Origin of the sequence: Streptomyces sp. NPDC088147 (assembly GCF_044741565.1) — a bacterium.
In the GTDB taxonomy this organism is placed as follows: domain Bacteria; phylum Actinomycetota; class Actinomycetes; order Streptomycetales; family Streptomycetaceae; genus Streptomyces.
Map to the genome: position 1 here is coordinate 119395 of NZ_JBIUSY010000012.1, position 23927 is coordinate 143321.

A 23927-nucleotide genomic window follows, 5' to 3' on the forward strand; every position below is an offset into this window, starting at 1 on the left:
CGTACGGCCCTGTGCGGTGACCGATCGGTCACCGCACAGGGCCGTCGTCATGCCCGGTGCTGAGGGGGAGCGGGACGGGGCGTACGGTCCACTCCGTCCAGAAGCCACGATGGCTGAGCGAGAACCCGCACGGCTCGCCCCGGTGCAGCGCCCCGACCGCGCCGATGCAGCCACCGCCGTCCACCCAACTCAGGGCGCGCTTGCGCTCGATGAGCGGGAGGGTGGCGGCGAGATCGCGAACGGCCCTGCGGATGGCGCTGATCGCTTCTGCGGGGGTGGGAGCCACGTGGTGCGACGCGTCGGCGACCCCGCCGACGGCGAGCGAGCTGTAGGTGACCCGCTCGCACCAGAACGCGCGCTCCGCTTGCTCTGTGCCGGAGTTGGGCATGGTGGGGCCTCCTGGCGGGTGGGCGGAGTGTGGAGGAGGTGCGGGGTTGCCCCCTGCCTTTGGCCGGCGTGACGAGCGGCGGGCAGGGGACAACCTTTCTGACGCTCCCCCAACTGGCGCAGAAGGAGGGGGAGTTATGCGACGTCCACGGGCACGGCGGAGCCGGGAGTTCTGCCCGTGGCGGCGGCACGGGTGAGACGTTAGCGTTTGCTGCGAGCGCGTATCAAGTGTTTACGTCTAACGAGTGATACGGCATGCATTGATAGGTAGTACGTGATCAGATGCATGGGTCATCGCCAGCTCCGACGGGGCGTGAGGGTGCCTGGCTCAGGCGAGGTCGTCGAACGTGCCCTGCTTGGCGCTGTCGAGGAAGGCGCGGAGCCTGGTGGGGGTGGTGTGGATGATGACGTCGGGGTTGTCGCTCTCGCGCATGAGGATCTCGCCGCCGTGCTCGGCAAGTTCGAGGCAGTTGCTGCCGTCAGCATTTGAGGACTTCGAGGACTTGCGCCACTGGATATCCATACCTCCATGCTTGCCGTGGCGTCCCGTCAACAAAACGGGCGGCCTCCACCTGCGCCGGTGGAGACCGCCCGTTTCGCGGAGCGCGTTGGATCAGGCGAGGTTGTCGAACTCGCCTTCCTTGGCGCCGTCGAGGAAGGCGCGCAGCTTGGTGCGGGTGGTGTGGATGATGACGTCGGGGTTGTCGCTCTCGCGCATGAGGATCTCGCCGTTGTGTTCGGCGAGTTCGAGGCAGTTGTTGCCTTCGGCGTCCGAAGACTTCGAGGACTTACGCCACTGAATATCCATTGTTCTCACGCCTTCATACTTGTTGTGCGATCTTGCGAATGAAGTCTCGTGAACTCTCCGGATCGAGCGACCGCTCCTCGGTCCGGTCCAGCACCGCTCGATAGTTCGCGAGACGCGTATCAGCATCCAGGAACTCCGGCCCGGTCGCTGTTTCCATCTGTACGGTATCGAGCTGCGGAACAGGCCCGTACACATAGTGTGTCGAACTGCTGGCGTTCGGGAAACCGCCTGCCGCGAACGGGATCGCACGGATGGTGACGTTGTCGCGATCTGATTCCTTCAGAAGGTAGTCGAGCTGGCTGCGGGCGACCTTGGAGCCGCCGTACGTCATCCGCAGTCCGGCCTCGTGGATAAGGAACGTGCAGGTGGGAGGGTCTTCCCGGTCGAGTACGTCGCGCCGTTTCAGCCGATGCGAGAGCAGGCGGCGCTGGCGCGCGGGACTCGGTGATGGCACGGCTTGAGCGAACACTGCTCGCACGTAGTCTTCGGTCTGTAGCAGGCCAGGCATATGCATGATCTGCACCGCTCGAATGCCGGTGGAGTGATGCTCCAGTTCGGCAAGATCGAGTGGGCCACTGGAGAGGTCGCCGCGGTAGTCCTCCCACCATCCGTTTATGCGCTCTGCGGCCATGTCGGCGAGTGCGTCGATGTAGGCCTTGTCGGGGCATCCGTAGCTGTCGGCCCACGCGCGAACTCGTTCGGCGCTCACGCCGAATCGTCCGGATTCGGTGTTGCTGATGGTGGTGCGGTCTGTACCGAGCAAGGCTGCTGCCTCGGCGAGCATCATGCCGGTGTGCTCCCGGATCTTGCGCAGCTCCGCACCCAGTCGACGCTGGCGCGCCGTGGGCGCCTTCCTCGGTGGCATCGGCGTCTCCTCCTGTTGAACTCAGTTCTGCGAGTGTCCTGATGGTAGTCCACTCGTTACCAAGACGCTCCAAGTGCGTACAACATGTCGTACGTGACGCTATGGTCGTCTCAGCATCGCGTCGCACGTCAGTAAGCCCGAAGTGCAGCCGCTTTGGCGCGCCTTGGGGCGCGCTTGCGCGGTCATCGCCACGCATGGCGGGCCACGCGCCAGTTCAGACCGCACCGCGTTGGGAGAACGACATGACCACCGTGACCGCCACCGCAACTCCTCAACCCCCGCCACCGCAGGGCGGCGAGAACTACCGGCTCGCCCTGCCTAACACCGCGAGCGCGGCCAAGGTCGCGCGTGACTTCGTCACGTCGCTGCTGGGGGTGAACCGGCACCGCGCACTCGTTGATGACGCGCGCCTCTGTGTGACCGAGGTGGTCACCAACGCGCACCGCCACACGCATACGCCTCTGATCCGCGTACAGGTGACGGTCGATCACCAGCAGGCCACGGTCTCCGTGGCGGACGACAGGCCCTGGTCCTTCCCTCTGCCGACCGAGCCCGCCGCGCTGTGCGTGGAACGCACGCAGGAAGGCGGGCGCGGGCTGATGCTCGTGGACAGCCTTGCCTGTGCGTGGGGATTCACGATCTATGGGGGGCGTTCGCCCAGGTTGAAGGCGGTCTGGTTCACGCTGGCCGAGGCCGGGGAGGCCGGCTGATGGAACCGGTAACGGATCCGGCGTTGTGGGGTGTTGTGTCGATCGCGATGAGTGCGGTCGTGCTGGGGGTGTGGGTGTTGTGTGCGGTCATGCCGGCGGTGGGCAGTGCCGCTGTTCCGCTGGTGCCGGTGGATGCGGAGGAGGGGTACACGTACACCTGCTACTGCTGCCCCGATCCGGTGCGTGTGACGGTTCGTGCGCCGCAGGCGCACTTGGTGGGGCGTGTTCCTGGTGGTCGGCGGCCGGTCAGGACCGAGGGGTAGCCGGGGTGGCCCGGTGCGCTCGGTGGCGGGTGGGGGCCGCCCCTGATCTTTGAGTTTCGCGGTTGCGGGGTGGGTGTCAAGGGCGCTCCTGCGTCGCGTCGGCTGCGCCGATTCCGCTGCGCTCCACCCTGGACACCCACCCCTCCACCGCAAGTGCAGCTTTGAGGGGGGCCGGCCCCGGGGGAGGGGTCCCCGGAGGGGATCCGTGGACGGTGGCCGGTCCGTTGCCGACCGCTGCTCGGTGGTGGTCTGCGCGGCAGTGGAGTGGGGCGGCCCGGCCCCGGCTCGGCGACTTACCCCCGTGGAGAGCCGGGATTCATGCCCCGCTGGTGAGGGTCCGTTGTTGGGTGCGCCTGTGGCCCGAGGTGAACGGGAGGCGCGGCCTAACCCTTATGTTGCTGTTTGGCCGGGCCTTTGGGGGGTTTCTGGCCGGTCATGTGTCCTGTGGCCAGTTGTGCGGGCTTCTTGGTGTGGTCCGGCTCACCGTACGGCGCGGGCGGCGCGGTTCCAGGCGGCGTCGCGCAGCAGGCGCAGGCCGTTGAGGCCGACGATGACGGTGGAGCCCTCGTGGCCGAGAACGCCGAGGGGCAGTGGCAGATGGCCCGCCAGGTCCCAGATGACCAGGCCCGAGATGAACACTGCGGCGATGACGAGGTTCTGCACCACCAGGCGGCGGGCGGCGCGGGAGAGGCTCAGGACGGTGGGGATGGTGGCGAGTTCGTCGCGGACGATGACCGCGTCGGCGGTCTCCAGGGCGAGGTCGGAGCCCGCGCGGCCCATGGCGACGCCGGTGTGGGCGGCGGCCAGGGCGGGGGCGTCGTTGACGCCGTCGCCGATGACCAGCACCTTGCGCCCTTGGGTCTCCAGGCGCCGTACGGCTTCGACCTTGTCCTGGGGCAGCAGACCGGCGTGGACGTCGGCGCCGGTGATGCCGACCTCGGCGGCCAGGCGTGCGGCGGCGCGCGGGTTGTCGCCGGTCACCAGCATCGGCGTGCTGCCGGTCAGTGTAGTCAGGGCCGCAACGGTCGCGGTGGCGTCGGGACGGAGCCGGTCGGCGATGCCCAGCACCCCGACCGGGGCGCCGTCGCGCAGGACCAGGATCGCGGTGCGTCCGCCGTTCTCCAACTCGGCGGCGTGGGCCGAGACGGTGTTCTCGGTGCCGTCGAGGAGGCGGGCGGGGGCGCCGACCGCGATGGTGTGGCCGTCGACGGTGGCGGTGACGCCGATGCCGGGAGTGGAGATGAAGTCCCGCATGTCCGCGATGGCCAGGCCGCGGGTGCGGGCGGCGTCGACGACTGCGCGGGCCAAGGGGTGTTCGCTGGGGTGCTCGGCGGTGGCCGCCAGCGCCAGCAGGGTGTCCTCGTCAAGGCCGGAACCGTCCAAGGGGCGGATGTCGGTGACGCGGGGCGTGCCCTCGGTGAGGGTGCCGGTCTTGTCGAGTGCGACCGCGTCGACCTGTCCCAGGCGTTCCATGACGACGGCGGACTTCACCAGGACGCCATGACGTCCGGCGTTGGCGATGGCCGAGAGCAGCGGCGGCATCGTCGCCAGGACCACGGCGCACGGTGAGGCGACGATCATGAAGGTCATCGCACGCAGCAGCGACCCGGTGAGTTCAGCGCCGAACGCGAGGGGGACGAGGAATACGGCCAGGGTCGCGAAGACCATGCCGAGGCTGTACCGCTGCTCGACCTTCTCGATGAACAGCTGGGTAGGCGCCTTGGTCTCGGAGGCTTCCTCGACCATGGCCACGATCCGGGCGATCACCGAGTCCGAGGCGTCCCGCTCGACCTTGACCCGCAGGGCACCGGTGCCGTTCAGGGTGCCGGCGAAGACCTCGTCACCGGTCTCCTTGGGTACCGGCAGCGGCTCGCCGGTAATGGTGGCCTGGTCGACCTCGCCGGCCCCGGCCACCACGCGGCCGTCCGCGCCGACCCGTTCACCGGGCCGGACGAGGATGGTGTCCCCGACCACCAGATCGGCGGTGGCGACGCTCTCCTCGCTTCCGTCATCGGCCAGCCGGGTGGCCGTGGTGGGGGCGAGGTCGAGCAGACCGCGCACCGCGTCCTGTGTCCGCGCGGTGGCCAATGCCTCCAGCGCGCCGGAGGTCGCGAAGATGACGATCAGCAGGGCGCCGTCCATCACCTGCCCGATCGAGGCTGCACCGATCGCCGCGACGATCATCAGCAGGTCGACGTCCAAGGTCTTCTCCCGCAGCGCCGTCAGCCCGGCCCAGGCCGGCTCCCAGCCGCCTGTGATGTAGGCGGCGGCGTAGAGCGTGCCCCACGCCCAGGCGGGAGCACCGGTCAGCTGGAGCGGCAGCGCGATCAGAAACAGTGCCAGCGCCGAGGCGGCCCAGCGCGCCTCGGCCAGGGCGAACACCTGGGTGCGCCGCTTCGGAGCCGTACGCGAGGCGGTTGGAACCGCCTCTTCGAGGCGCTGGACGAGATCAGAAGGCATGACGAAATAACCCTTCACGGGCATGGGGGGCGCGACACATCCACCGTACAGGAATATATGAACAGGTCTTCATGTGTCGCCAGTAGGATGGGCGGCATGGGTCACGGAACCGATGACAAGGCCACCCCCCGCGAACGGCTGGACGCGGCGGGAGCCACCGATGTCGCCGCCACCCTCCAGGCCCTGGCCACCCCCTCGCGCCTGTACATCCTCGCCCGCCTCCAGGAAGGCCCCTGCGCGGTCGGCGACCTCGCCGAAGCCGTCGGCATGGAGGCATCCGCCTGCTCCCACCAGCTCCGTCTGCTGCGCAACCTCGGACTCGTCACCGGAGAACGCCGGGGTCGGTCCATCGTCTACGCCCTCTACGACAACCATGTCGCCGAACTCCTGGAGCAGGCCCTCTTCCACGTTGAGCACCTGCGCCTCGGTCTGCGCGACGCCCCCACCACTGAAGGGGCACCGGCCACGATCCGCCGGTAGACGGTCGCATGCGTCCTGAGGCCGGTAAACCGGTTCCACGGCCCCCCACCGGCCCCCTAGCCGCCTCTTCCGTCACACCCGCCCCGCCATCCACGCACCCTCACCAGCGGGGCATGAATCCTGGCCCTCCACGGGGGTAAGGCGCTGAGCCGGTGCCGGGCTGCCCCACTCCACTGCCGCGCAGACCACCCACCGAGCAGCGGTCGGCAACGGACCGGCCCCAAGCACGGATCCCCTCCGGGGACCCCTCCCCCCGGGGCCGGCCCCCCTCGAAGCTGCACTTGCGGTGGAGGGGTGGGTGTCCAGGGTGGAGCGCAGCGGAATCGGCGCAGCCGACGCGACGCAGGAGCGCCCTTGACACCCAACCCGGAGCCGCGAAACTGAAGCCTCAGGGGCGGCCCCCACCCGCCATCGAACCTTCCGGGTGAGCCCGACTACCCCTCGGTCCCCCGCCCACCTCAGCGCGATGCGCGGGCCAGCAGTCCCGAGGCCGTCACTTCCAGTTGCCCGCGGAGCGTCGCGGTGAAGTCCATGCGCATGGCCGCCAGCGTGGGATCGGCCTCGTACGCGGCCAGCATCGCGGCAGAGGGCTGCGCGTGGGTCCAGATCGCGCCGGTCAGCAAGAAGGCCGCGGCGGCGTACCGCATCGCGTCGTTTTCGTCCAACTCGGGTACGTATGCGTGGATCAGCCGGACCGCGACGGCGACGGTGGCCAGGGTGGCGTGCTTGTACTCCGCGGCGATCCGCGGGGAGATGTTCCGTTCCAGCACCGCGGCCTGCGCGCCGACCAGATCGCAGAGCACCGGACGGGCCGCGAGTGTCTCCGCGAACGTGCCGGCGAGCTGGTCGCCGCGTTCGTACGGTCCGGCCGACGCGTCGATCGACGTGGCGAGGGTGTCCTCCAGCAGGTCCAGCCACTCCCGCAGCGCGGTGTCCAGCAGCTCGAGCAGGACGGCCTCGCGGGACTCGAAGTAGCGCAGCACGTTCGACTTCGCCAGACCGACCCGTCGGCTCAGCTCGTTGAGGCTCACCTGTGCCACGGGCATCTCGGTCAGCATCGCCGCCGCGGTGTCCAGGATCGCCTGCCGGCGTACGGCGCGCTGCTCGTCGCTGCGGGCGCGCTGGAAGGGCCTTGTCATGGCCCCAGGCTACAGACCCCTGGTCTGTTGTTAGCGGACCGACGGTCTGCTAGCGTCGATGACAACAGACCGCCGGTCTACTAGAAGGAGTCGCCATGTACGTCGTCCCCGACCAGAGCGGGAAGCTCGCCGTCGTCACCGGCGCCAACAGCGGGACCGGCAAGGAGGCGGCCCGGCGGCTCGCCGGCGCGGGGGCGCGCGTCGTGATGGCCGTCCGTACGGTCGCCAAGGGCGAGCGGGCCCGTGCCGAGATCCTGGCCCAGCACCCGGACGCCCGGCTGGAGGTGCGCAGGATCGATCTGGCCGATCTGGCCTCCGTCCAGGAGTTCGCCGACGGGCTCATCGCCGACGGCACCCCACTCGATCTGCTGGTCAACAACGCCGGGGTGATGGCCCCGCCGTCCAGGCACACCACGGCCGACGGCTTCGAGCTCCAGATGGGCAGCAACTACCTCGGCCCCTTCGCGCTGACCGTCCGGCTGCTTCCGCTGCTGCTCTCCGCCACCGCGCCGCGGGTGACCACGATGAGCAGCGGTGTGGCCAACTACGGCCGTATCCACTTCGAGGATCTTCAGTGGGAGCGCCGCCGCTACAGCCCCAACCTCTCCTACGCGCAGTCCAAGCTGGCCAACCTGATGATGACCCGGCATCTCGCGGACCTCGCCGCCGAGCGCGGCTGGCGGCTGCTGAGCACCGGCGCGCACCCCGGCTACACGCGCACGAACCTCCAGACGACGGGGCCGAGTCTCGGCACCGGCAAGCCGTCGCGCGGGGTTTCCGTCCTCACGTCCCTCAACTTCCTGCCCTCGCAGGAGGTCGAGCAGGGCACGGAACCCCTGCTGTACGCGGCGGCCGATCCCGGGGCCGTCGCGGGTGGTTACTACGGTCCGAGCCGGCGGTTCGAGCTGGTCGGCCCCACCACCACGGCCCGTACGACCCGCCGGGCCCTCGACCCGGCCGCCAACGCCCGTCTGTGGGCGGAGTCCGAGCGCCTCACGGGAGTCACGCTTCCCGCCCCCGCCGCCTGACGGGAGCGCGACGGCGGGCGCGGCCGTCGTCCGCGCTCAGGCGCGACGGGCCCGCCAGAGCCATACGGCCGTGCCGACCATCAGGGCGAGGCTTCCCAGATTGCCCAGGAGGGCCGGGACTTCGCCCGCCGCCGAGCCGGTGGTGAGGTTCCAGGTCGCGATGGCGGTGGTCGGCACGATGACGGTGAGCAGCACGCCGGTGGTCTTCTGGACGGCGGTCCAGTGCACCGAGGTGCAGAGAAGTACCGCGCCGGTGACGCGGAACAGGAAGCCGAACACCGCGCCCGCGTCGAACGCCGCGTCGGGGCCGATGGAGAAGAGCATCGTGAAGGGCAGCGAGAGGGTGAGCATCAGGAGCGGGACCAGGGGGTGCACCTTGCCGCGCCGGGCGGGCGCGTCCACGTCGCTCCGGGCCGGGGCGCCGGTGGTTCCGTTCCCCGCCTCGGCCAGTGCCGTCGCCGCGATCGTGCGGGGGTCCCCCAGCTCCGCCAGGATCTCGCCGGTCGCGGCGCCGGGGCGTTCGGCGCGCGTCACCTCGATGTGTTCGGCGAGGTCGGCGAGGAGTTCCTGGCGACGGTCGGCGGGGAGTGCGGAGGTCTCGCGTTCGACGGCGGAGAGGTAGTCGCGTACGGGGTCGGCAGAGGTCTTCATGCGAGGTCTCCGGTGGAGGGGTGGGGGGCGGTCAGGAAGGCGTCGACGGCGTTGCGGAAGCCGGGCCAGACGCGGGTGAACTCGTCGAGCGCGTCCCGCCCGCTGTCGGTGAGCGCGTAGTAGCGACGGGGTGGTCCGGAGGTGGACTCCTGCCAGGTGGTGGTGACCAGGTCGTCGCGGCGGAGCCGGGAGAGCAGCGGGTAGACCGTGCCCTGGCTGGTGGCCAGGGCGCCGGAGTCCTCCAGGGCGTGGAGGAGTTCCACGCCGTAGCGGGGGCGGTCCCGCATCAAGGCGAGTACGCAGTACTCCAGGACGCCCTTGCGCAGTTGAGCGGCTGCCCGAGCCTGCTTGGTCGAATCACCTGGTTCCATGCGATGCAAGATACCTGGCGGGACAAGTGGACAGGGAAGGGGGTCCCTTCCGCGCACCGTGAGCGGGTGAGGGGACGGGAACGACGAATACCCGCATCCCCCCGAGCGGGGTGCGGGTGTTCGCCGTAGGCGAGTGGGGCTACGGGTGGATCAGAGAACGCGGACCGCGCCGCTCGGCGGGTCCCAGTCCATGGACTTCTTCACCACACCGGAGCTGGGGTTCTGCGCGCCGATGAACTCACCGCCGCCGGCGTAGATCGCCGTGTGGTACGCGCTGCCCGCGCCGCCCCAGTAGAGGATGTCGCCCGGCTGGAGGTTGCTCAGGGAGACCTGGGTGCCGGCCGTCGACTGGTCCTGCGAGACGCGCGGGAGGTCGACGCCGATCTGGCGGTAGGCGGCCTGGACGAGAGCGGAGCAGTCCCAGGCGTTCGGGCCCGTCGAGCCCATGATGTACGCGTCGCCGATCTGGGACTGGGCGAACGCGAGGACGGCCGCCGCGGAACCGGTCGCCTGCGAGGAGACGTTTGAGGCGGAGGCGGTCGAGCCGGAGGAGGAGCCCGAGCCGGAGTTCGAGGACGAGGGCGCCGACAGCGTCGTGCGCTCCGCGGTGCGGGACGCGCGCTCGGCGGCGGCGGCCTTGGCGCGGGCCTCGGCGGCCTTCTTCTTCGCCTCGGCCTTGCGGTCCGCCTCGGCCTTGGCCTTCTTGGCGGTCCGCTCGGCGGTGGACGCGGCGGCGTCCTGCTGGGCGCGCAGGTCCAGGGAGTTCGCGACGCGCTGCGTGGCCTCGGCGGACCGCGTGAAGTCGCCGACGAGTCCGGAGGTGAGCGTGGGCATTTCGATGGTCTGGGTGGTCACCGGCTCGGCGTTCGCCGGTCCGGCGGCACCGGCGACCGCGATGGTGCTGAGGACGCCACCGGCAACTCCACTACGGAGGACGACTTTCGACGCGCTGCGGCGGGGCTTCCGGTGGCTGGGTATGTGAGCGGTGTGGGACATGAGAACTACGGCTATCAGGTGGAACCTGGTTCCCGTCAAGCAAGGTGTGTTGCGCCACAGTTACGTTCGGAATCTGTGAATCCGCTTAGCCTCGGGTCTTATTGACGCCGTAACGGGCAAACCGGGCATGGGTGATCATGGCTGTGATCACGGACTTTCGGATAAACGTCCGAATTGCCCGCCGCTTACCACCCCTTCACACACTTGGCCAAGCCCTCTTGTCTTGACGGTTCGGTGAGGTGGTATAGGTCACAGAGTGGCCAACGTCCGGCGGCCGGAACGATCACGGAGCCCGCTCGGCGTGACCGCGGAGCCCGCTCGGGGTGATCACGGAGTCCGCCCGGGGCGATCCCGGAGTGACCTCGGAGTGATCTGGGAGTGATCTGGGAGTGATCTTGGGGGCGTTCGGGGGTGCTCGCACGTATCTCTGTGGACGCTCGTGAAGCTGTCCCGGTTGCTCGTGAATGCGTGCACGTGTCCACGTCGGTCCGCACTTCCCCCTCGTGCGGGTGACCGCCGGGCCCTTATCACTGTAGACTGTTTCATTGCAAATTTGCTTGTACGGTGCATCCCTTGGTAGAGCGATGCGCCCCCGACCAGCGGAAACAGGATCGGATGTCACATCTGGTGACCGCTCGGCCGCTTCACGTATAAAGATCACCGCTCATCCGACTTCATGATCCTTCGTCGGGTGGTGGAGATCACAAAGCCGTTGCTGTACCCCGTGTCGCAGATCACAGACCACCGGGCATAAGATGCGGGGCAGTCGGGCTTGTGAACTGCCTCACATGTACGCGATCTTCAGGGGTCGTGGTGGGGCGGTGAGGCGAACCGCCCGGTGCGATCCAACGGTCAAGGACGACTGGAAGGAGCTGAGGGGCGTGAATTCCTACGCACCCATCCTCGTGCTCGGCGCCCTCGGGGCTGGGTTTGCGATCTTCTCCGTGGTCATGGCCACGCTTATCGGGCCAAAGCGCTACAACCGGGCCAAAGTTGAAGCGTACGAGTGTGGCATCGAACCCACACCGACGCCGGCCGGAGGCGGCCGTTTTCCCATCAAGTACTACCTGACGGCGATGCTCTTCATCATCTTCGATATCGAGGTCGTCTTCCTTTACCCCTGGGCCGTCACCTTCGACGCCCTGGGGATTTTCGGGCTCGTGGAGATGCTGCTCTTCGTGCTCACCGTCTTCGTCGCCTACGCGTATGTGTGGCGGCGCGGCGGTCTGGAATGGGACTAAAGGGGCTGAGGGGCCACCAATGGGACTCGAAGAGAAGCTGCCGAGCGGTTTTCTGCTGACCACCGTCGAACAGGCCTCGGGCTGGGTGCGGAAGTCTTCCGTCTTCCCCGCGACCTTCGGCCTCGCGTGCTGCGCCATCGAGATGATGACGACCGGCGCCGGGCGGTACGACCTGGCGCGGTTCGGCATGGAGGTCTTCCGCGGTTCGCCGCGGCAGGCCGATCTGATGATCGTGGCCGGGCGGGTGAGCCAGAAGATGGCGCCCGTTCTGCGGCAGGTCTATGACCAGATGCCCAACCCCAAGTGGGTGATTTCCATGGGGGTTTGTGCATCATCGGGCGGAATGTTCAATAACTACGCGATTGTCCAGGGCGTGGATCACATTGTCCCTGTCGACATCTATTTGCCCGGCTGCCCGCCACGGCCCGAGATGCTGATGGACGCCATTCTCAAGCTCCACCAGAAGATCCAGAGCTCCAAGCTCGGGGTCAACGCGGAGGAAGCGGCCCGCGAGGCGGAGGAGGCGGCCCTCAAGGCGCTCCCGACGATCGAGATGAAGGGGTTGCTGCGGTGACCGGCGACCAGGGATCCGGAGAGCGGCCCTCCGGAAACAACGTTCCGTCCGCGCGCGAGGACACCGGCGAGCCCATCCGCGTACAGAAGGGCATGTTCGGCGCCAACAACGGCGGCGACACCTCCGGATACGGCGGGCTCGTCAGGACCGTGCTGCTGCCGGGCGCCTCCGCCCGGCCGTACGGCGGCCCCGGCGGGTCCTTCGACGAGATCGCCGACGAGCTGGAAGGCGCGCTGGAGGAGCAGGGACTCGTCCCGGAGAACGCCATCGAGAAGACGGTCGTCGACCGCGGCGAACTCACCTTCCACGTCGCCCGCGAGCATCTCGTCCAGGTGGTGCGCACCCTGCGCGACGACCCGGCGCTGCGCTTCGAGCTCTGTACGGGGGTGTCAGGCGTCCACTACCCGGGCGACAAGGGCCGCGAGCTGCACGCCGTCTACCACCTGCGCTCGCTCACCCACAGCCGGCTGATCCGCGTCGAGGTCTCCGCGCCGGACGCCGACCCGCACGTGCCGTCCCTGGTCGAGATCTATCCGACCAACGACTGGCACGAGCGCGAGACGTACGACTTCTTCGGGCTGATCTTCGACGGCCACCCCGCCCTGACCCGGATCATGATGCCGGACGACTGGCAGGGCTTCCCGCAGCGCAAGGACTATCCGCTCGGCGGGATCGCCGTCGAGTACAAGGGCGCCCAGATCCCGGCTCCGGACCAGCGGAGGTCGTACTCCTGATGTCTGCTCCCCACGCACCCCACGCCACGCCCCGCGCGACCACCGAGGGCACCGTATATACGGTCACCGGCGGCGACTGGGACGAGGTCGTCCAGTCCGCCGCCAAGGCCGACGACGAGCGGATCGTCGTCAACATGGGTCCCCAGCACCCCTCCACCCACGGAGTGCTGCGGCTGATCCTGGAGATCGAGGGCGAGACCGTCACCGAGGCCCGCTGCGGCATCGGCTATCTGCACACCGGTATCGAGAAGAACCTCGAATTCCGCAACTGGACGCAGGGCACCACCTTCGTCACGCGCATGGACTACCTGACGTCGTTCTTCAACGAGACGGCGTACTGCCTGGGCGTCGAGAAGCTGCTCGGCATCGAGGACGACGTCCCGGACCGGGCCACGCTCATCCGCGTCCTGCTGATGGAGCTGAACCGGCTCTCCTCGCACCTCGTCTGCATCGCCACCGGCGGTATGGAGCTGGGCGCGACGACGATCATGATCTACGGCTTCCGTGATCGTGAACTGATTCTCGATGCCTACGAGCTGATCACCGGCCTGCGGATGAACCACGCGTTCATCCGCCCCGGCGGCCTCGCCCAGGACCTGCCCCCGGGCGCCGTCGACCAGCTGCGCGAGCTGCTGAAGACGCTGCGGAAGAACCTGCCGGAGTACGACAAGCTCGCCACCGGCAACCCGATCTTCAAGGCCCGTATGCAGGACGTCGGCTATCTCGATCTGACCGGCTGCATGGCACTGGGCGCCACAGGACCGATCCTGCGCTCCGCCGGGCTTCCGCACGACCTGCGCAGGAGCGACCCGTACTGCGGTTACGAGACCTTCGACTTCGAGGTCCCGACCGCCGACACCTGCGACGCGTACGGCCGCTTCCTCATCCGGCTGGAGGAGATGCGCCAGTCGCTGCGGATCGTCGAACAGTGCCTGGACCGGCTGGAGCCGGGCCCGGTGATGGTCGCCGACAAGAAGATCGCCTGGCCCGCGCAGCTCGCGCTCGGCCCCGACGGCCTGGGCAACTCGCTCGACCACATCAAGAACATCATGGGCACGTCCATGGAGGCTCTGATCCATCACTTCAAGCTGGTGACGGAGGGCTTCCGGGTCCCGCCGGGGCAGGCGTACGCCGCCGTGGAGTCGCCCAAGGGCGAGCTGGGCGCGCATGTCGTCTCCGACGGCGGCACGCGCCCGTACCGGGTCCACTTCCGCGACCCGTCCTTCACCAATCTCCAGGCCATGGCGGCGATGTGCGAGGGCGGCCAGGTCGCCGACGTCATCGTCGCCGTCGCGTCCATCGACCCCGTGATGGGAGGCGTCGACCGGTGACCACCACACCGCCCAACGCGGGGGTGAGCCTGGGGATGCCACAGCTCCCCGCTCCCGACTACCCGGCCGATGTGCGCGCCAGGCTGGCAGCGGACGCCAAGGAGATCATCGGCCGCTACCCCGGCTCCCGGTCCGCGCTGCTGCCGCTGCTGCACCTTGTGCAGTCCGAGGAGGGGTTCGTCTCCCGTACGGGGATGGCCTTCTGCGCCGAGCTGCTCGACCTGACCACCGCCGAGGTCACGGCCGTCGCGACCTTCTACTCCATGTACCGCCGCAAGCAGGGCGGCGACTACCAGGTCGGCGTCTGCACCAACACGCTCTGCGCGGTGATGGGCGGCGACGCCATCTTCGACGCGCTGAAGGAGCACCTCGGCGTCGGCAACAACGAGACGACCGAGGACGGCAAGGTCACCCTCGAACACATCGAGTGCAACGCGGCCTGCGACTTCGCGCCCGTCGTGATGGTGAACTGGGAGTTCTTCGACAACCAGACGCCGGACAGCGCCAGGCGGCTCGTCGACGACCTGCGCGAAGGGCAGACCGTCCAGCCGACCCGGGGCGCGCCCCTGTGCACGTACAAGGAGACCGCGCGCATCCTCGCCGGCTTCCCCGACGAGCGCCCCGGCGCCGTCGAGGCCACCGGCGGCGCCGGGCCCGCGTCGCTGATCGGGCTGCGGCTGGCCAAGGGCGAGACGGCCGAGCCGCGTGTGGTGCGCCCGCGCGACTCCGGAGCGCCGCGCGACGCGGCGCAGCCGGGCGCCGAGCATCTCAGCTCGCATGCCCGCCCGTCGCCCGACCACCACCCCACAACGAGTCCCTCCGGGACACCGGAGACATCGCCGCAGCAGACCTCGGCCTCCGACCCGGACCACCCGGCCGGACCCGCAGCCGAGGAGGGGGAGTGATGACGATGGCCGCCGCGCTCAACGAGAACGGGACCAGCCCCGAGAAGATCCTCGCGCCCGTGCTGTCCGCCTTCTGGGACCAGCCGGAGTCCTGGACGCTGGAGACCTACGAGCGGCACGAAGGGTACGAGGGGCTGAAGAAGGCCCTCGCCATGCCGCCCGACGACGTCATCGCGTACGTCAAGGACTCGGGCCTGCGCGGCCGTGGCGGCGCGGGCTTCCCCACCGGAATGAAGTGGCAGTTCATCCCGCAGGGTGACGGCAAACCGCACTACCTCGTCGTCAACGCGGACGAGTCGGAGCCGGGCACCTGCAAGGACATCCCGCTCCTCTTCGCCAATCCGCACTCCCTCATCGAGGGGATCGTGATCGCCTGTTACGCGATCCGGTCGCAGCACGCGTTCATCTATCTGCGCGGCGAGGTCGTCCCCGTACTGCGCAGGGTGCAGGAAGCCGTGCGCGAGGCGTACGCGGCGGGGTACCTCGGCAAGAACATCCTGGGCAGCGGGCTCGATCTCGATGTCATCGTGCACGCGGGCGCGGGCGCGTACATCTGCGGCGAGGAGACCGCGCTCCTCGACTCCCTGGAGGGCCGTCGCGGACAGCCCCGGCTGCGTCCTCCGTTCCCGGCGGTGGCGGGCCTCTACGCCTGCCCCACTGTGGTGAACAACGTCGAGTCCATCGCGTCCGTTCCCGCGATCCTCAACCGCGGCAAGGACTGGTTCAAGTCGATGGGAAGCGAGAAGTCCCCGGGCTTCACGCTCTACTCGCTCAGCGGGCATGTCACCAGCCCCGGCCAGTACGAGGCGCCGCTCGGGATCACGCTGCGCCAGCTGCTCGACATGAGCGGCGGCATGCGGGCGGGCCACCGGCTCAAGTTCTGGACGCCGGGCGGCTCCTCCACCCCGATGTTCACCGACGAGCACCTCGACGTCCCGCTGGACTACGAGGGCGTGGGCGCCGCCGGATCCATGCTCGGCACGAAGGCGCTCCAGTGCTTCGACGAGACCACCTGCGTCGTACGGGCCGTCACCCGCTGGACCGAGTTCTACGCCCATGAGTCCTGCGGCAAGTGCACGCCGTGCCGCGAAGGCACGTACTGGCTGGTGCAGTTGCTCCGCGACATCGAGGACGGCAAGGGACAGCTGTCCGACCTCGACAAGCTCAACGACATCGCCGACAACATCAACGGCAAGTCCTTCTGCGCGCTCGGCGACGGTGCCGCGTCCCCGATCTTCTCCTCACTCACGTATTTCCGCGAGGAGTACGAGCAGCACATCACCGGCAAGGGCTGCCCCTTCGACCCCGCGAAGTCCACCGTCTGGGCAGACCGGAACCCGCACCTGGAGGTGAACGCATGACCGTGACGACGAGCGCTCCCTCCGGCGGCGGCGAGGCGGCGGTCCCGCCCGAGGATCTCGTCTCGCTGACCATCGACGGCATCGAGATCTCCGTCCCCAAGGGGACCCTGGTGATCCGTGCCGCCGAACTCCTCGGCATCGAGATCCCGCGCTTCTGCGACCATCCGCTCCTCGACCCGGCCGGCGCCTGCCGCCAGTGCATCGTCGAGGTGGAGGGCCAGCGCAAGCCGATGGCCTCCTGCACCATCACGTGCACCGACGGCATGGTCGTCAAGTCGCAGCTGACCTCCCCGGTCGCCGAGAAGGCCCAGCGCGGGGTGATGGAGCTGCTGCTCATCAACCACCCGCTGGACTGCCCGGTCTGCGACAAGGGCGGCGAATGCCCGCTCCAGAACCAGGCCATGCAGGTCGGCGACCCGGACACCCGCTTCGAGGGCAAGAAGCGGACGTTCCAGAAGCCCGTCCCGATCTCCACGCAGGTGCTGCTGGACCGCGAGCGGTGCGTGCTGTGCGCGCGCTGTACGCGGTTCTCCAACCAGATCGCGGGCGACCCGATGATCGAGCTGATCGAGCGGGGCGCGCTCCAGCAGGTCGGCACCGGCGAGGGCGACCCCTTCGAGTCGTACTTCTCCGGGAACACCATCCAGATCTGCCCGGTCGGGGCGCTGACCTCGGCCGCGTACCGCTTCCGCTCCCGCCCGTTCGACCTGGTGTCCTCGCCGAGCGTCTGCGAGCACTGCGCGGGCGGCTGCGCCACCCGGACCGACCACCGGCGCGGCAAGGTCATGCGGCGGCTGGCCGCCAACGACCCCGAGGTCAACGAGGAATGGCTGTGCGACAAGGGGCGGTTCGGCTTCCGCTACGCGCAGAAGCCCGACCGGCTCACCACCCCGCTCGTCCGTAACGAGGACGGCGTCCTCGAACCGGCGAGCTGGCCCGAGGCGCTGGAGGCCGCCGCCCGCGGTCTGGGCGCCGCGCGCGGCCGGGCAGGCGTCCTGGCGGGCGGCCGGCTCACCGTCGAGGACGCCTACGCCTACGCCAAGTTCGCCCGGGTCGTCCTCGGCACCAACGACATCGACTTCCGCGCACGCGTGCACAGCACCGAGGAAGCCGACTTCCTGGCCGCCCATGTCGCCGGCCACGGCCGTGACCTGGACGGTACGGGGCTCACGTACACCACGCTGGAGAAGGCCCCGGCCGTGCTCCTCGCGGGCTTCGAGTCCGAGGAGGAGGCGCCCGGCGTCTTCCTGCGGCTGCGCAAGGCGCACCGCAACCACGGCCAGCGCACCTTCTCCCTCGCCACGTACGCCACCCGCGGTCTGGAGAAGGCCGGCGGCACGCTGCTGCCGGCCGCGCCCGGCACCGAGACCGAGTGGCTGGACGCGCTGGCGGCCAACCCGGTCAGCGCCGGACTCGAAGGGGACGGCGCACGGGCCTCCCAGGCGCTGCGCGAGCCGGGCGCCGTGATCGTCGTCGGCGAGCGGCTCGCGGCCGTGCCCGGCGGGCTCACCGCCGCCGCGCGGGCCGCCACCGCGACCGGCGCGAAGCTGGTGTGGATCCCCCGGCGGGCCGGCGAGCGCGGCGCGGTGGAGGCGGGCGCGCTTCCGTCGCTGCTGCCCGGCGGCCGTCCCGCCACCGACCCGGGGGCCCGTGCGGAGACCGCGGCGGTCTGGGGCGTACGCGAACTGCCGCACCGCTACGGCCGCGACACCGGCCAGATCATCGAGGCCGCCGCCACCGGCGAGCTGGCCGCCCTGGTCGTCGCGGGTGTCGAGGTCGCGGATCTGCCCGACCCGGCGGGCGCGCGGGCCGCGCTGGACGCCGTCGGCTTCCTCGTCTCGCTGGAGCTGCGGCCCAGCGAGGTCACCGAGCGGGCCGATGTGGTCTTCCCGGTCGCGGCCGTCGCGGAGAAGTCCGGCACGTTCCTCAACTGGGAAGGCAGGGCGCGGCTGTTCGAGGCCGCGCTGAAGCCGGAGCAGATGACCCGGCGGCTGGCCCCGGCCGACGCGCGGGTGCTGCACATGCTGGCCGACACGTTCGCCGCCGTCGCCGCCACCGAGGACGCCGGCGTGTCCGGTGACTTCGGACTGCCGGACCTGAGGGCCGTACGCACCGAGCTGGACCGGCTCGGCCGCTGGGAGGGACCGCGCGCCGACGAGCCGCTGGAACCGTCCCGTCCGGTGCCCAGGCCCGGCGGCGGCGAGGCGGTCCTCGCGGGCCACCGGCTCCTGCTCGACCTCGGCCGTCTCCAGGAGGGCGACGACGCGCTGGCCGGCACCCGGCACGCGGCGGTCGCCCGGCTCTCCGCCGTGACGGCCGCCGAGACGGGCGTCAAGAACGGCGACGAGCTGTCCGTCACCGGCCCGTCGGGCACGGTCACGCTCCCGCTCCAGGTCACGGAGATGCCGGACCGGGTGGTCTGGCTGCCGCTCAACTCGACGGGCGGCGGGGTCCTCGCGGACACCGGCTCCCGCCCCGGCACGCTCGTCCGCATCGGCCCGGCCGAGGCACGGGACGCGGCCACGGAAGCACCGGAGGTGCGCGCATGACCGCCCTCGCCCAGCTCGCGGCGGCCCCGGGGACCGTCCTCGCCGCCGAGGACCTGTCGATGTTCGGCCGCGACCCGTGGTGGCTCGTGGTCGTCAAGGCCGTGTTCTGCTTCGCGTTCCTGCTGCTGACCGTGCTCTTCGCCATCGTGTGGGAGCGCAAGGTCGTCGCCTGGATGCAGCTGCGCATCGGCCCCAACCGGCACGGCCCCTGGGGCATGCTCCAGTCGCTCGCCGACGGCGCCAAGCTGATGTTCAAGGAAGACATCATCGTCAAGCGCGCCGACAAGGTGGTGTACGTCCTCGCGCCGATCATCGCGGCGGTGCCGGCGTTCATGGCGATCGCCGTGATCCCGTTCGGCCCGGCCGGCAACGAGGTGTCGATCTTCGGCCACCGCACCACGATGCAGCTGACCGACCTGCCGATCGCGATGCTCTACATCCTCGCGGTCGCCTCGGTCGGGATCTACGGCATCGTCCTCGCGGGCTGGTCCTCGGGGTCGACGTATCCGCTGCTCGGCGGGTTGCGCTCGTGCGCGCAGATGATCTCGTACGAGATCGCCATGGGCGCCGCGTTCGCGTCGGTGTTCCTCTACTCGGGGTCGATGTCGACCTCCGCGATCGTCGAGGCCCAGGCCGACCGCTGGTACATCATCCTGCTGCCGGTCTCCTTCATCATCTACATCGTCACGATGGTGGGCGAGACCAACCGCGCCCCCTTCGACATGCCGGAGTCCGAGGGCGACCTCGTCGGCGGCTTCAACACCGAGTACTCCTCGATCAAGTTCGCGATGTTCATGCTCGCCGAGTACATCAACATGGTCACCGTCTCGGCCGTCGCGACCACGCTCTTCCTCGGCGGCTGGCGCGCCCCGTGGCCGATCTCCACGTTCTGGGAGGGCGCGAACCACGGCTGGTGGCCGCTGCTCTGGTTCGTGGTCAAGGTCCAGCTGCTGCTGTTCTTCTTCATCTGGCTGCGCGGCACGCTGCCGCGCGTGCGCTACGACCAGCTGATGAAGCTCGGCTGGAAGGTCCTGATCCCGGCGTCGGTGGTCTGGCTGATGGTCGTCGCGACCGTACGGGCCCTGCGCAACGAGAACTACGGCTTCCAGTCGATCGTGCTGTACGTCCTCGGGGCGGTCATCGCGATCCTGCTGCTCTCCTTCGTCGCGGACATCTTCCGCGACAGGAAGGAGAAGGCCGCGGCGGCGAACGAACCGGAACCCCCGGCCTTCGACCCGATGGCGGGCGGATTCCCCGTACCGCCGCTGCCGGGACAGGAGTTGCCGCCCGTACCGCGCAGGCGGCCACGACGTGACCGCGAGCTGATTGTCAGTGGCGGGGGCAATACTGTGAGTGACGGTACCGAGAGTGACGGAAAGGAGGCTGACAGTGTCTGACTCTTCGCCGGGGGACATCCCGCGTCCCCCCCGGAATCCGGTGGCCGGCTTCGGCGTGACCTTCAAGGCCATGTTCAAGAAGCGGCTGACCGAGCAGTACCCGGAACAGCAGAAGGTGACGGCGCCGCGCTTCCACGGCCGGCATCAGCTGAACCGGCATCCGGACGGGCTGGAGAAGTGCATCGGCTGCGAGCTGTGCGCCTGGGCGTGCCCGGCGGACGCGATCTACGTGGAGGGCGCGGACAACACGGACGAGGAGCGCTACTCCCCGGGGGAGCGCTACGGCCGCGTCTACCAGATCAACTACGCGCGCTGCATCCTGTGCGGTCTGTGCATCGAGGCGTGCCCGACCAGGGCGCTCACGATGACCAATGACTTCGAGCTGGCCGACAGCTCCCGCGAGAACCTGATCTATACGAAGGAGCAGCTCCTCGCGGGCCTTCAGGAAGGCATGGTCGAGACGCCGCACTCGATCTTCCCCGGCACCGACGAACAGGACTACTACCAGGGGCTGGTCACCGAGGCCGCGCCGGGCACGGTCCGGCAGGTCGCGGTGAGCAAGGGCGAGAAGCCGACGGACGAGGAGGTCGGTGCATGAGCCTGCTCGCCGCGTCGTCCCTCTCGTCCGTCACGTCCGTTTCCTCCTTCACCTCCGCTCCGTCCTTCGCCGCCGCCACGACGACCTCGACCGGCGAGGCCGTCCAGTTCTGGATCCTCGGCACCGTCGCCGTGATCGGCGCGCTCTGCACGATCCTGATGAAGAAGGCCGTGCACAGCGCGCTGTGCCTGGCCGCGACGATGATCATCCTCGCGGTCTTCTATCTCGCCAACGGGGCCTATTTCCTGGGCGTGGTGCAGATCGTCGTCTACACCGGCGCGATCATGATGCTGTTCCTCTTCGTGGTCATGCTGGTCGGTGTCACCGCCGCCGACTCCCTCAAGGAGACGCTGAAGGGCCAGCGCTGGTGGGCCGCCGCCTGCGGGCTCGGCTTCGGTGTCCTGCTCATCGGCGGGATCGGCAACGCCTCGCTGAACTCCTTCACCGGGCTCGGCCAGGCCAACGCCGGCGGCAATGTCGAGGGATTGGCCGCCCTGATCTTCACGCGGTACGTCTTCGCCTTCGAGATCACCGGCGCGCTGCTGATCACCGCGTCGGTCGGCGCGATGGTGCTCACGCACCGCGAGCGCACCGAACGGGCCAGGACCCAGCGGGAGCTGGCCGAGGAGCGCGTACGCAAGGGCACGCAACTGCCGCCGCTGCCCGCCCCAGGTGTCTACGCCCGGCACAACGCGGTGGACATCGCCGGTCTGCTGCCGGACGGCACCCCGTCCGAGCTGACGGTCAACAAGACGCTCAAGGACCGCGGACAGATCCGCGATGTGTCGAACGAGGCCATCGCGGACCTCAAGGCGCTGGAGCAGCGGTCGTCGGAGCGGCTGGGCCGCGAGGATGAGGAGGTCAAGCGATGAATCCGGTCAACTACCTCTATCTCGCCTCGCTGCTGTTCACCATCGGCGCGGCCGGGGTGCTGATCCGGCGGAACGCGATCGTGGTGTTCATGTGCGTCGAGCTGATGCTGAACGCCTGCAACCTCGCGTTCGTCGCCTTCTCCCGGATGCACGGCAATCTCGACGGCCAGATCATCGCGTTCTTCACGATGGTCGTCGCCGCCGCGGAGGTCGTGGTCGGGCTCGCGATCATCGTGTCGCTGTTCCGTTCCCGCCACTCGGCCTCGGTCGACGACGCCAGCCTGATGAAGCTCTGAGGGGTCGCTGAATCGTGGAGAACTTGATTGCGCTGCTCGTCGCGGCGCCTCTGCTCGGAGCGGCGGTCCTGCTGTGCGGCGGGCGTCGGCTCGACCGCGTGGGCCACTGGCTCGGCACACTGCTGGCCGCCGCGTCCTTCGTGATCGGTGTCGTGCTCTTCAGCGACATGCTCGGCAAGAGCGGCGAAGGGCGCTCCCTGCACCAGCATCTGTTCAGCTGGATCCCCGTCGAGGGGTTCCAGGCGGACATCGCCTTCCAGCTCGACCAGTTGTCGATGACCTTCGTCCTGCTGATCACCGGCGTGGGCACGCTCATCCATATCTATTCGATCGGGTACATGGAGCACGACGAGCGGCGCCGCCGCTTCTTCGGCTATCTGAACCTGTTCCTGGCGGCGATGCTGCTGCTGGTCCTCGCCGACAACTACCTGCTGCTGTACATGGGCTGGGAGGGCGTCGGGCTCGCCTCGTACCTGCTCATCGGGTTCTGGCAGCACAAGCCCAGCGCGGCCACGGCCGCCAAGAAGGCGTTCCTGGTCAACCGCGTCGGCGACATGGGTCTGTCGATCGCGATCATGCTGATGTTCACCACCTTCGGGACCTTCGCCTTCGGTCCCGTCCTGTCGTCCACGGGCGACGCGACGGAGGGCAAGCTGACGGCGATCGGCCTGATGCTGCTGCTGGCCGCGTGCGGCAAGTCGGCGCAGGTGCCGCTCCAGTCCTGGCTCGGTGACGCGATGGAGGGCCCGACCCCGGTCTCGGCCCTGATCCACGCGGCGACGATGGTGACGGCGGGCGTGTATCTGATCACCCGCTCCGGCGCGATCTTCAACGCGGCGCCGGACGCTCAGCTGGTGGTCGTGGTGGTCGGCGCGGTGACGCTCCTCTTCGGTGCGATCGTCGGTTGCGCGAAGGACGACATCAAGAAGGCCCTCGCGGGCTCGACGATGTCGCAGATCGGCTACATGATCCTGGCGGCGGGCCTCGGCCCGATCGGCTATGTCTTCGCGATCATGCACCTGGTGACGCACGGCTTCTTCAAGGCCGGGCTCTTCCTCGGCGCCGGTTCGGTCATGCACGGCATGAACGACGAGGTCGACATGCGGAAGTACGGCGGCCTGCGGAAGTACATGCCGGTCACGTTCGTCACGTTCGGTCTCGGCTATCTGGCGATCATCGGCTTCCCCGGCCTGTCCGGCTTCTTCTCCAAGGACAAGATCATCGAGGCCGCCTTCGCCAAGGGCGGTACGGAGGGCTGGATCCTCGGCGCCGTCACGCTGCTGGGCGCCGCGATCACCGCGTTCTACATGACGCGCGTGATGGTGATGACGTTCTTCGGCGAGAAGCGCTGGCAGCCCGACGAGAAGGGACACGAGCCGCGTCCGCACGAGTCCCCGAAGTCCATGACCATCCCCATGATCATCCTGGCCTTCGGCTCGGTCTTCGCCGGCGGGTTCTTCTCCATCGGTGACCGCTTCCTGCACTGGCTGGAGCCCGTCACCGGACACTCGCACGGGAACCCGCCGGTCAGCGCGGCCACCGTCACCACCGCCACCGTGGTCGTGATGGTTCTCGGGGTCGCCCTCGCCTGGTTCATGTACGGACGCAAGCCCGTGCCGGTGACCGCCCCGCGCGGCTCGCTGCTCACCCGCGCCGCCCGCCGCGATCTCCTCCAGGACGACTTCAACCATGTGGTCCTGGTCCGCGGCGGCGAGCACCTCACCCGCTCCCTGGTCTATGTCGACCACACCCTGGTCGACGGCGTGGTCAACGGCACCGCCGCGTCGTTCGGCGGGCTCTCCGGCCGGCTGCGCAAGTTGCAGAACGGCTACGCCCGCACCTATGCGGTCTCGATGTTCGGAGGTACGGCAGTGCTCATCGCCGCGACCCTGCTGATGAGGGCGGTGTAAC

General features: G+C 69.1%; 24 protein-coding genes. 15 read left to right on the top strand and 9 right to left on the bottom strand.

Going from position 1 to position 23927, the window contains the following annotated elements; translation table 11 throughout:
• Positions 1–28: 28 nt before the first annotated feature.
• The 4 genes from ACIOGX_RS34940 to ACIOGX_RS34955 all read right to left on the bottom strand — a co-directional run bounded on the left by ACIOGX_RS34940 (position 29) and on the right by ACIOGX_RS34955 (position 2060).
• A complete protein-coding gene (locus tag ACIOGX_RS34940; protein ID WP_401918736.1) occupies positions 29–388 on the bottom strand; it encodes a hypothetical protein in 360 nt (119 codons plus the stop codon).
• Positions 389–715: 327 nt separating this feature from the next.
• Positions 716–910: a DUF397 domain-containing protein gene (locus tag ACIOGX_RS34945; RefSeq protein ID WP_356516689.1), complete on the bottom strand. Its 195-nt coding sequence runs from the start codon at positions 908–910 to the stop codon at positions 716–718.
• Positions 911–1000: 90 nt separating this feature from the next.
• Positions 1001–1195, bottom strand: a complete 195-nt coding sequence (locus tag ACIOGX_RS34950; RefSeq protein WP_401918738.1) for a DUF397 domain-containing protein — start codon at positions 1193–1195, stop codon at positions 1001–1003.
• Positions 1196–1208: 13 nt separating this feature from the next.
• The gene (locus ACIOGX_RS34955; RefSeq protein WP_401918740.1) at positions 1209–2060 is read right to left on the bottom strand and encodes a helix-turn-helix domain-containing protein; all 852 of its coding nucleotides are present in this window, start codon (positions 2058–2060) and stop codon (positions 1209–1211) included.
• Between the two features lie 242 nt (positions 2061–2302).
• Between ACIOGX_RS34955 and ACIOGX_RS34960 the strand changes: the two genes are divergently transcribed.
• The gene (locus ACIOGX_RS34960; protein WP_356516683.1) at positions 2303–2770 is read left to right on the top strand and encodes an ATP-binding protein; all 468 of its coding nucleotides are present in this window, start codon (positions 2303–2305) and stop codon (positions 2768–2770) included.
• A 743-nt stretch (positions 2771–3513) separates the two neighbouring features.
• Here the strand turns inward: ACIOGX_RS34960 and ACIOGX_RS34965 are convergent.
• Positions 3514–5493 carry a heavy metal translocating P-type ATPase gene (locus ACIOGX_RS34965; protein WP_401918742.1) on the bottom strand — a complete coding sequence of 660 codons (1980 nt, stop codon included), beginning with the start codon at positions 5491–5493 and terminating at the stop codon, positions 3514–3516.
• 96 nt (positions 5494–5589) lie between these two features.
• On the opposite strand from ACIOGX_RS34965, the gene ACIOGX_RS34970 reads away from it, so the two are divergent.
• Positions 5590–5973 carry a metalloregulator ArsR/SmtB family transcription factor gene (locus ACIOGX_RS34970; protein WP_356516677.1) on the top strand — a complete coding sequence of 128 codons (384 nt, stop codon included), beginning with the start codon at positions 5590–5592 and terminating at the stop codon, positions 5971–5973.
• A 458-nt stretch (positions 5974–6431) separates the two neighbouring features.
• On the opposite strand, the gene ACIOGX_RS34975 is transcribed toward ACIOGX_RS34970, so the two are convergent.
• Positions 6432–7112 carry a TetR family transcriptional regulator gene (locus tag ACIOGX_RS34975; RefSeq protein ID WP_401918744.1) on the bottom strand — a complete coding sequence of 227 codons (681 nt, stop codon included), beginning with the start codon at positions 7110–7112 and terminating at the stop codon, positions 6432–6434.
• A 95-nt stretch (positions 7113–7207) separates the two neighbouring features.
• Between ACIOGX_RS34975 and ACIOGX_RS34980 the strand changes: the two genes are divergently transcribed.
• A complete protein-coding gene (locus ACIOGX_RS34980) occupies positions 7208–8140 on the top strand; it encodes an SDR family oxidoreductase (RefSeq protein WP_356516665.1) in 933 nt (310 codons plus the stop codon).
• 36 nt (positions 8141–8176) lie between these two features.
• On the opposite strand, the gene ACIOGX_RS34985 is transcribed toward ACIOGX_RS34980, so the two are convergent.
• From ACIOGX_RS34985 to ACIOGX_RS34995, 3 genes are all read right to left on the bottom strand, one after another.
• A complete protein-coding gene (locus ACIOGX_RS34985; protein ID WP_356516663.1) occupies positions 8177–8791 on the bottom strand; it encodes an HAAS signaling domain-containing protein in 615 nt (204 codons plus the stop codon).
• On the bottom strand, positions 8788–9162 hold the full coding sequence (locus tag ACIOGX_RS34990) for a PadR family transcriptional regulator (RefSeq protein WP_356516661.1): 375 nt from the start codon (positions 9160–9162) through the stop codon (positions 8788–8790). The genes ACIOGX_RS34985 and ACIOGX_RS34990 overlap by 4 nt, the downstream gene beginning before the upstream one ends.
• Positions 9163–9312: 150 nt before the next feature.
• On the bottom strand, positions 9313–10158 hold the full coding sequence (locus ACIOGX_RS34995) for a C40 family peptidase (RefSeq protein ID WP_129773121.1): 846 nt from the start codon (positions 10156–10158) through the stop codon (positions 9313–9315).
• An 881-nt stretch (positions 10159–11039) separates the two neighbouring features.
• Between ACIOGX_RS34995 and ACIOGX_RS35000 the strand changes: the two genes are divergently transcribed.
• The 12 genes from ACIOGX_RS35000 to nuoL are packed head-to-tail and all read left to right on the top strand — an operon-like array spanning position 11040 to position 23926.
• Positions 11040–11399, top strand: a complete 360-nt coding sequence (locus tag ACIOGX_RS35000; RefSeq protein ID WP_249948537.1) for an NADH-quinone oxidoreductase subunit A — start codon at positions 11040–11042, stop codon at positions 11397–11399.
• Positions 11400–11418: 19 nt separating this feature from the next.
• Entirely contained in the window at positions 11419–11973 is a 555-nt protein-coding gene (locus ACIOGX_RS35005; protein ID WP_046505025.1) for an NADH-quinone oxidoreductase subunit B family protein, read from the top strand.
• Positions 11970–12707 carry an NADH-quinone oxidoreductase subunit C gene (locus ACIOGX_RS35010; protein WP_356516659.1) on the top strand — a complete coding sequence of 246 codons (738 nt, stop codon included), beginning with the start codon at positions 11970–11972 and terminating at the stop codon, positions 12705–12707. The genes ACIOGX_RS35005 and ACIOGX_RS35010 overlap by 4 nt, the downstream gene beginning before the upstream one ends.
• Positions 12707–14038, top strand: coding sequence for an NADH-quinone oxidoreductase subunit D (locus ACIOGX_RS35015; RefSeq protein ID WP_356516657.1), 1332 nt, complete (start codon positions 12707–12709; stop codon positions 14036–14038). The genes ACIOGX_RS35010 and ACIOGX_RS35015 overlap by 1 nt, the downstream gene beginning before the upstream one ends.
• Positions 14039–14073: 35 nt before the next feature.
• Positions 14074–14943 (top strand): NADH-quinone oxidoreductase subunit NuoE, encoded by an 870-nt coding sequence (nuoE, locus tag ACIOGX_RS35020; protein WP_356516879.1) that lies wholly within the window; start codon positions 14074–14076, stop codon positions 14941–14943.
• On the top strand, positions 14943–16304 hold the full coding sequence (nuoF, locus tag ACIOGX_RS35025) for an NADH-quinone oxidoreductase subunit NuoF (protein ID WP_356516655.1): 1362 nt from the start codon (positions 14943–14945) through the stop codon (positions 16302–16304). Before nuoE ends, nuoF begins: the two co-directional genes overlap by 1 nt.
• Positions 16301–18853, top strand: coding sequence for an NADH-quinone oxidoreductase subunit G (locus tag ACIOGX_RS35030; RefSeq protein ID WP_401918748.1), 2553 nt, complete (start codon positions 16301–16303; stop codon positions 18851–18853). The genes nuoF and ACIOGX_RS35030 overlap by 4 nt, the downstream gene beginning before the upstream one ends.
• Positions 18850–20250, top strand: a complete 1401-nt coding sequence (gene nuoH, locus ACIOGX_RS35035; RefSeq protein WP_356516651.1) for an NADH-quinone oxidoreductase subunit NuoH — start codon at positions 18850–18852, stop codon at positions 20248–20250. The genes ACIOGX_RS35030 and nuoH overlap by 4 nt, the downstream gene beginning before the upstream one ends.
• Positions 20243–20848 carry an NADH-quinone oxidoreductase subunit NuoI gene (gene nuoI, locus ACIOGX_RS35040; RefSeq protein WP_356516649.1) on the top strand — a complete coding sequence of 202 codons (606 nt, stop codon included), beginning with the start codon at positions 20243–20245 and terminating at the stop codon, positions 20846–20848. The genes nuoH and nuoI overlap by 8 nt, the downstream gene beginning before the upstream one ends.
• Positions 20845–21720 (top strand): NADH-quinone oxidoreductase subunit J, encoded by an 876-nt coding sequence (locus ACIOGX_RS35045; RefSeq protein ID WP_356516647.1) that lies wholly within the window; start codon positions 20845–20847, stop codon positions 21718–21720. The genes nuoI and ACIOGX_RS35045 overlap by 4 nt, the downstream gene beginning before the upstream one ends.
• Positions 21717–22016, top strand: coding sequence for an NADH-quinone oxidoreductase subunit NuoK (nuoK, locus tag ACIOGX_RS35050; RefSeq protein ID WP_129773108.1), 300 nt, complete (start codon positions 21717–21719; stop codon positions 22014–22016). Before ACIOGX_RS35045 ends, nuoK begins: the two co-directional genes overlap by 4 nt.
• A 14-nt stretch (positions 22017–22030) precedes the next feature.
• Entirely contained in the window at positions 22031–23926 is a 1896-nt protein-coding gene (nuoL, locus tag ACIOGX_RS35055; protein WP_356516645.1) for an NADH-quinone oxidoreductase subunit L, read from the top strand.
• Position 23927 lies beyond the last annotated feature (1 nt).

What these genes read in the sequence shown, in the direction of transcription:
- ACIOGX_RS34940 (WP_401918736.1), bottom strand. Translation starts at nt 388, where the DNA reads ATGCCCAACTCCGGCACAGAGCAAGCGGAGCGCGCGTTCTGGTGCGAG.
- ACIOGX_RS34945 (WP_356516689.1), bottom strand. Translation starts at nt 910, where the DNA reads ATGGATATCCAGTGGCGCAAGTCCTCGAAGTCCTCAAATGCTGACGGC.
- ACIOGX_RS34950 (WP_401918738.1), bottom strand. Translation starts at nt 1,195, where the DNA reads ATGGATATTCAGTGGCGTAAGTCCTCGAAGTCTTCGGACGCCGAAGGC.
- ACIOGX_RS34955 (WP_401918740.1), bottom strand. Translation starts at nt 2,060, where the DNA reads ATGCCACCGAGGAAGGCGCCCACGGCGCGCCAGCGTCGACTGGGTGCG.
- ACIOGX_RS34960 (WP_356516683.1), top strand. Translation starts at nt 2,303, where the DNA reads ATGACCACCGTGACCGCCACCGCAACTCCTCAACCCCCGCCACCGCAG.
- ACIOGX_RS34965 (WP_401918742.1), bottom strand. Translation starts at nt 5,493, where the DNA reads ATGCCTTCTGATCTCGTCCAGCGCCTCGAAGAGGCGGTTCCAACCGCC.
- ACIOGX_RS34970 (WP_356516677.1), top strand. Translation starts at nt 5,590, where the DNA reads ATGGGTCACGGAACCGATGACAAGGCCACCCCCCGCGAACGGCTGGAC.
- ACIOGX_RS34975 (WP_401918744.1), bottom strand. Translation starts at nt 7,112, where the DNA reads ATGACAAGGCCCTTCCAGCGCGCCCGCAGCGACGAGCAGCGCGCCGTA.
- ACIOGX_RS34980 (WP_356516665.1), top strand. Translation starts at nt 7,208, where the DNA reads ATGTACGTCGTCCCCGACCAGAGCGGGAAGCTCGCCGTCGTCACCGGC.
- ACIOGX_RS34985 (WP_356516663.1), bottom strand. Translation starts at nt 8,791, where the DNA reads ATGAAGACCTCTGCCGACCCCGTACGCGACTACCTCTCCGCCGTCGAA.
- ACIOGX_RS34990 (WP_356516661.1), bottom strand. Translation starts at nt 9,162, where the DNA reads ATGGAACCAGGTGATTCGACCAAGCAGGCTCGGGCAGCCGCTCAACTG.
- ACIOGX_RS34995 (WP_129773121.1), bottom strand. Translation starts at nt 10,158, where the DNA reads ATGTCCCACACCGCTCACATACCCAGCCACCGGAAGCCCCGCCGCAGC.
- ACIOGX_RS35005 (WP_046505025.1), top strand. Translation starts at nt 11,419, where the DNA reads ATGGGACTCGAAGAGAAGCTGCCGAGCGGTTTTCTGCTGACCACCGTC.
- ACIOGX_RS35015 (WP_356516657.1), top strand. Translation starts at nt 12,707, where the DNA reads ATGTCTGCTCCCCACGCACCCCACGCCACGCCCCGCGCGACCACCGAG.
- nuoE (WP_356516879.1), top strand. Translation starts at nt 14,074, where the DNA reads ATGCCACAGCTCCCCGCTCCCGACTACCCGGCCGATGTGCGCGCCAGG.
- nuoF (WP_356516655.1), top strand. Translation starts at nt 14,943, where the DNA reads ATGACGATGGCCGCCGCGCTCAACGAGAACGGGACCAGCCCCGAGAAG.
- ACIOGX_RS35030 (WP_401918748.1), top strand. Translation starts at nt 16,301, where the DNA reads ATGACCGTGACGACGAGCGCTCCCTCCGGCGGCGGCGAGGCGGCGGTC.
- nuoH (WP_356516651.1), top strand. Translation starts at nt 18,850, where the DNA reads ATGACCGCCCTCGCCCAGCTCGCGGCGGCCCCGGGGACCGTCCTCGCC.
- ACIOGX_RS35045 (WP_356516647.1), top strand. Translation starts at nt 20,845, where the DNA reads ATGAGCCTGCTCGCCGCGTCGTCCCTCTCGTCCGTCACGTCCGTTTCC.
- nuoK (WP_129773108.1), top strand. Translation starts at nt 21,717, where the DNA reads ATGAATCCGGTCAACTACCTCTATCTCGCCTCGCTGCTGTTCACCATC.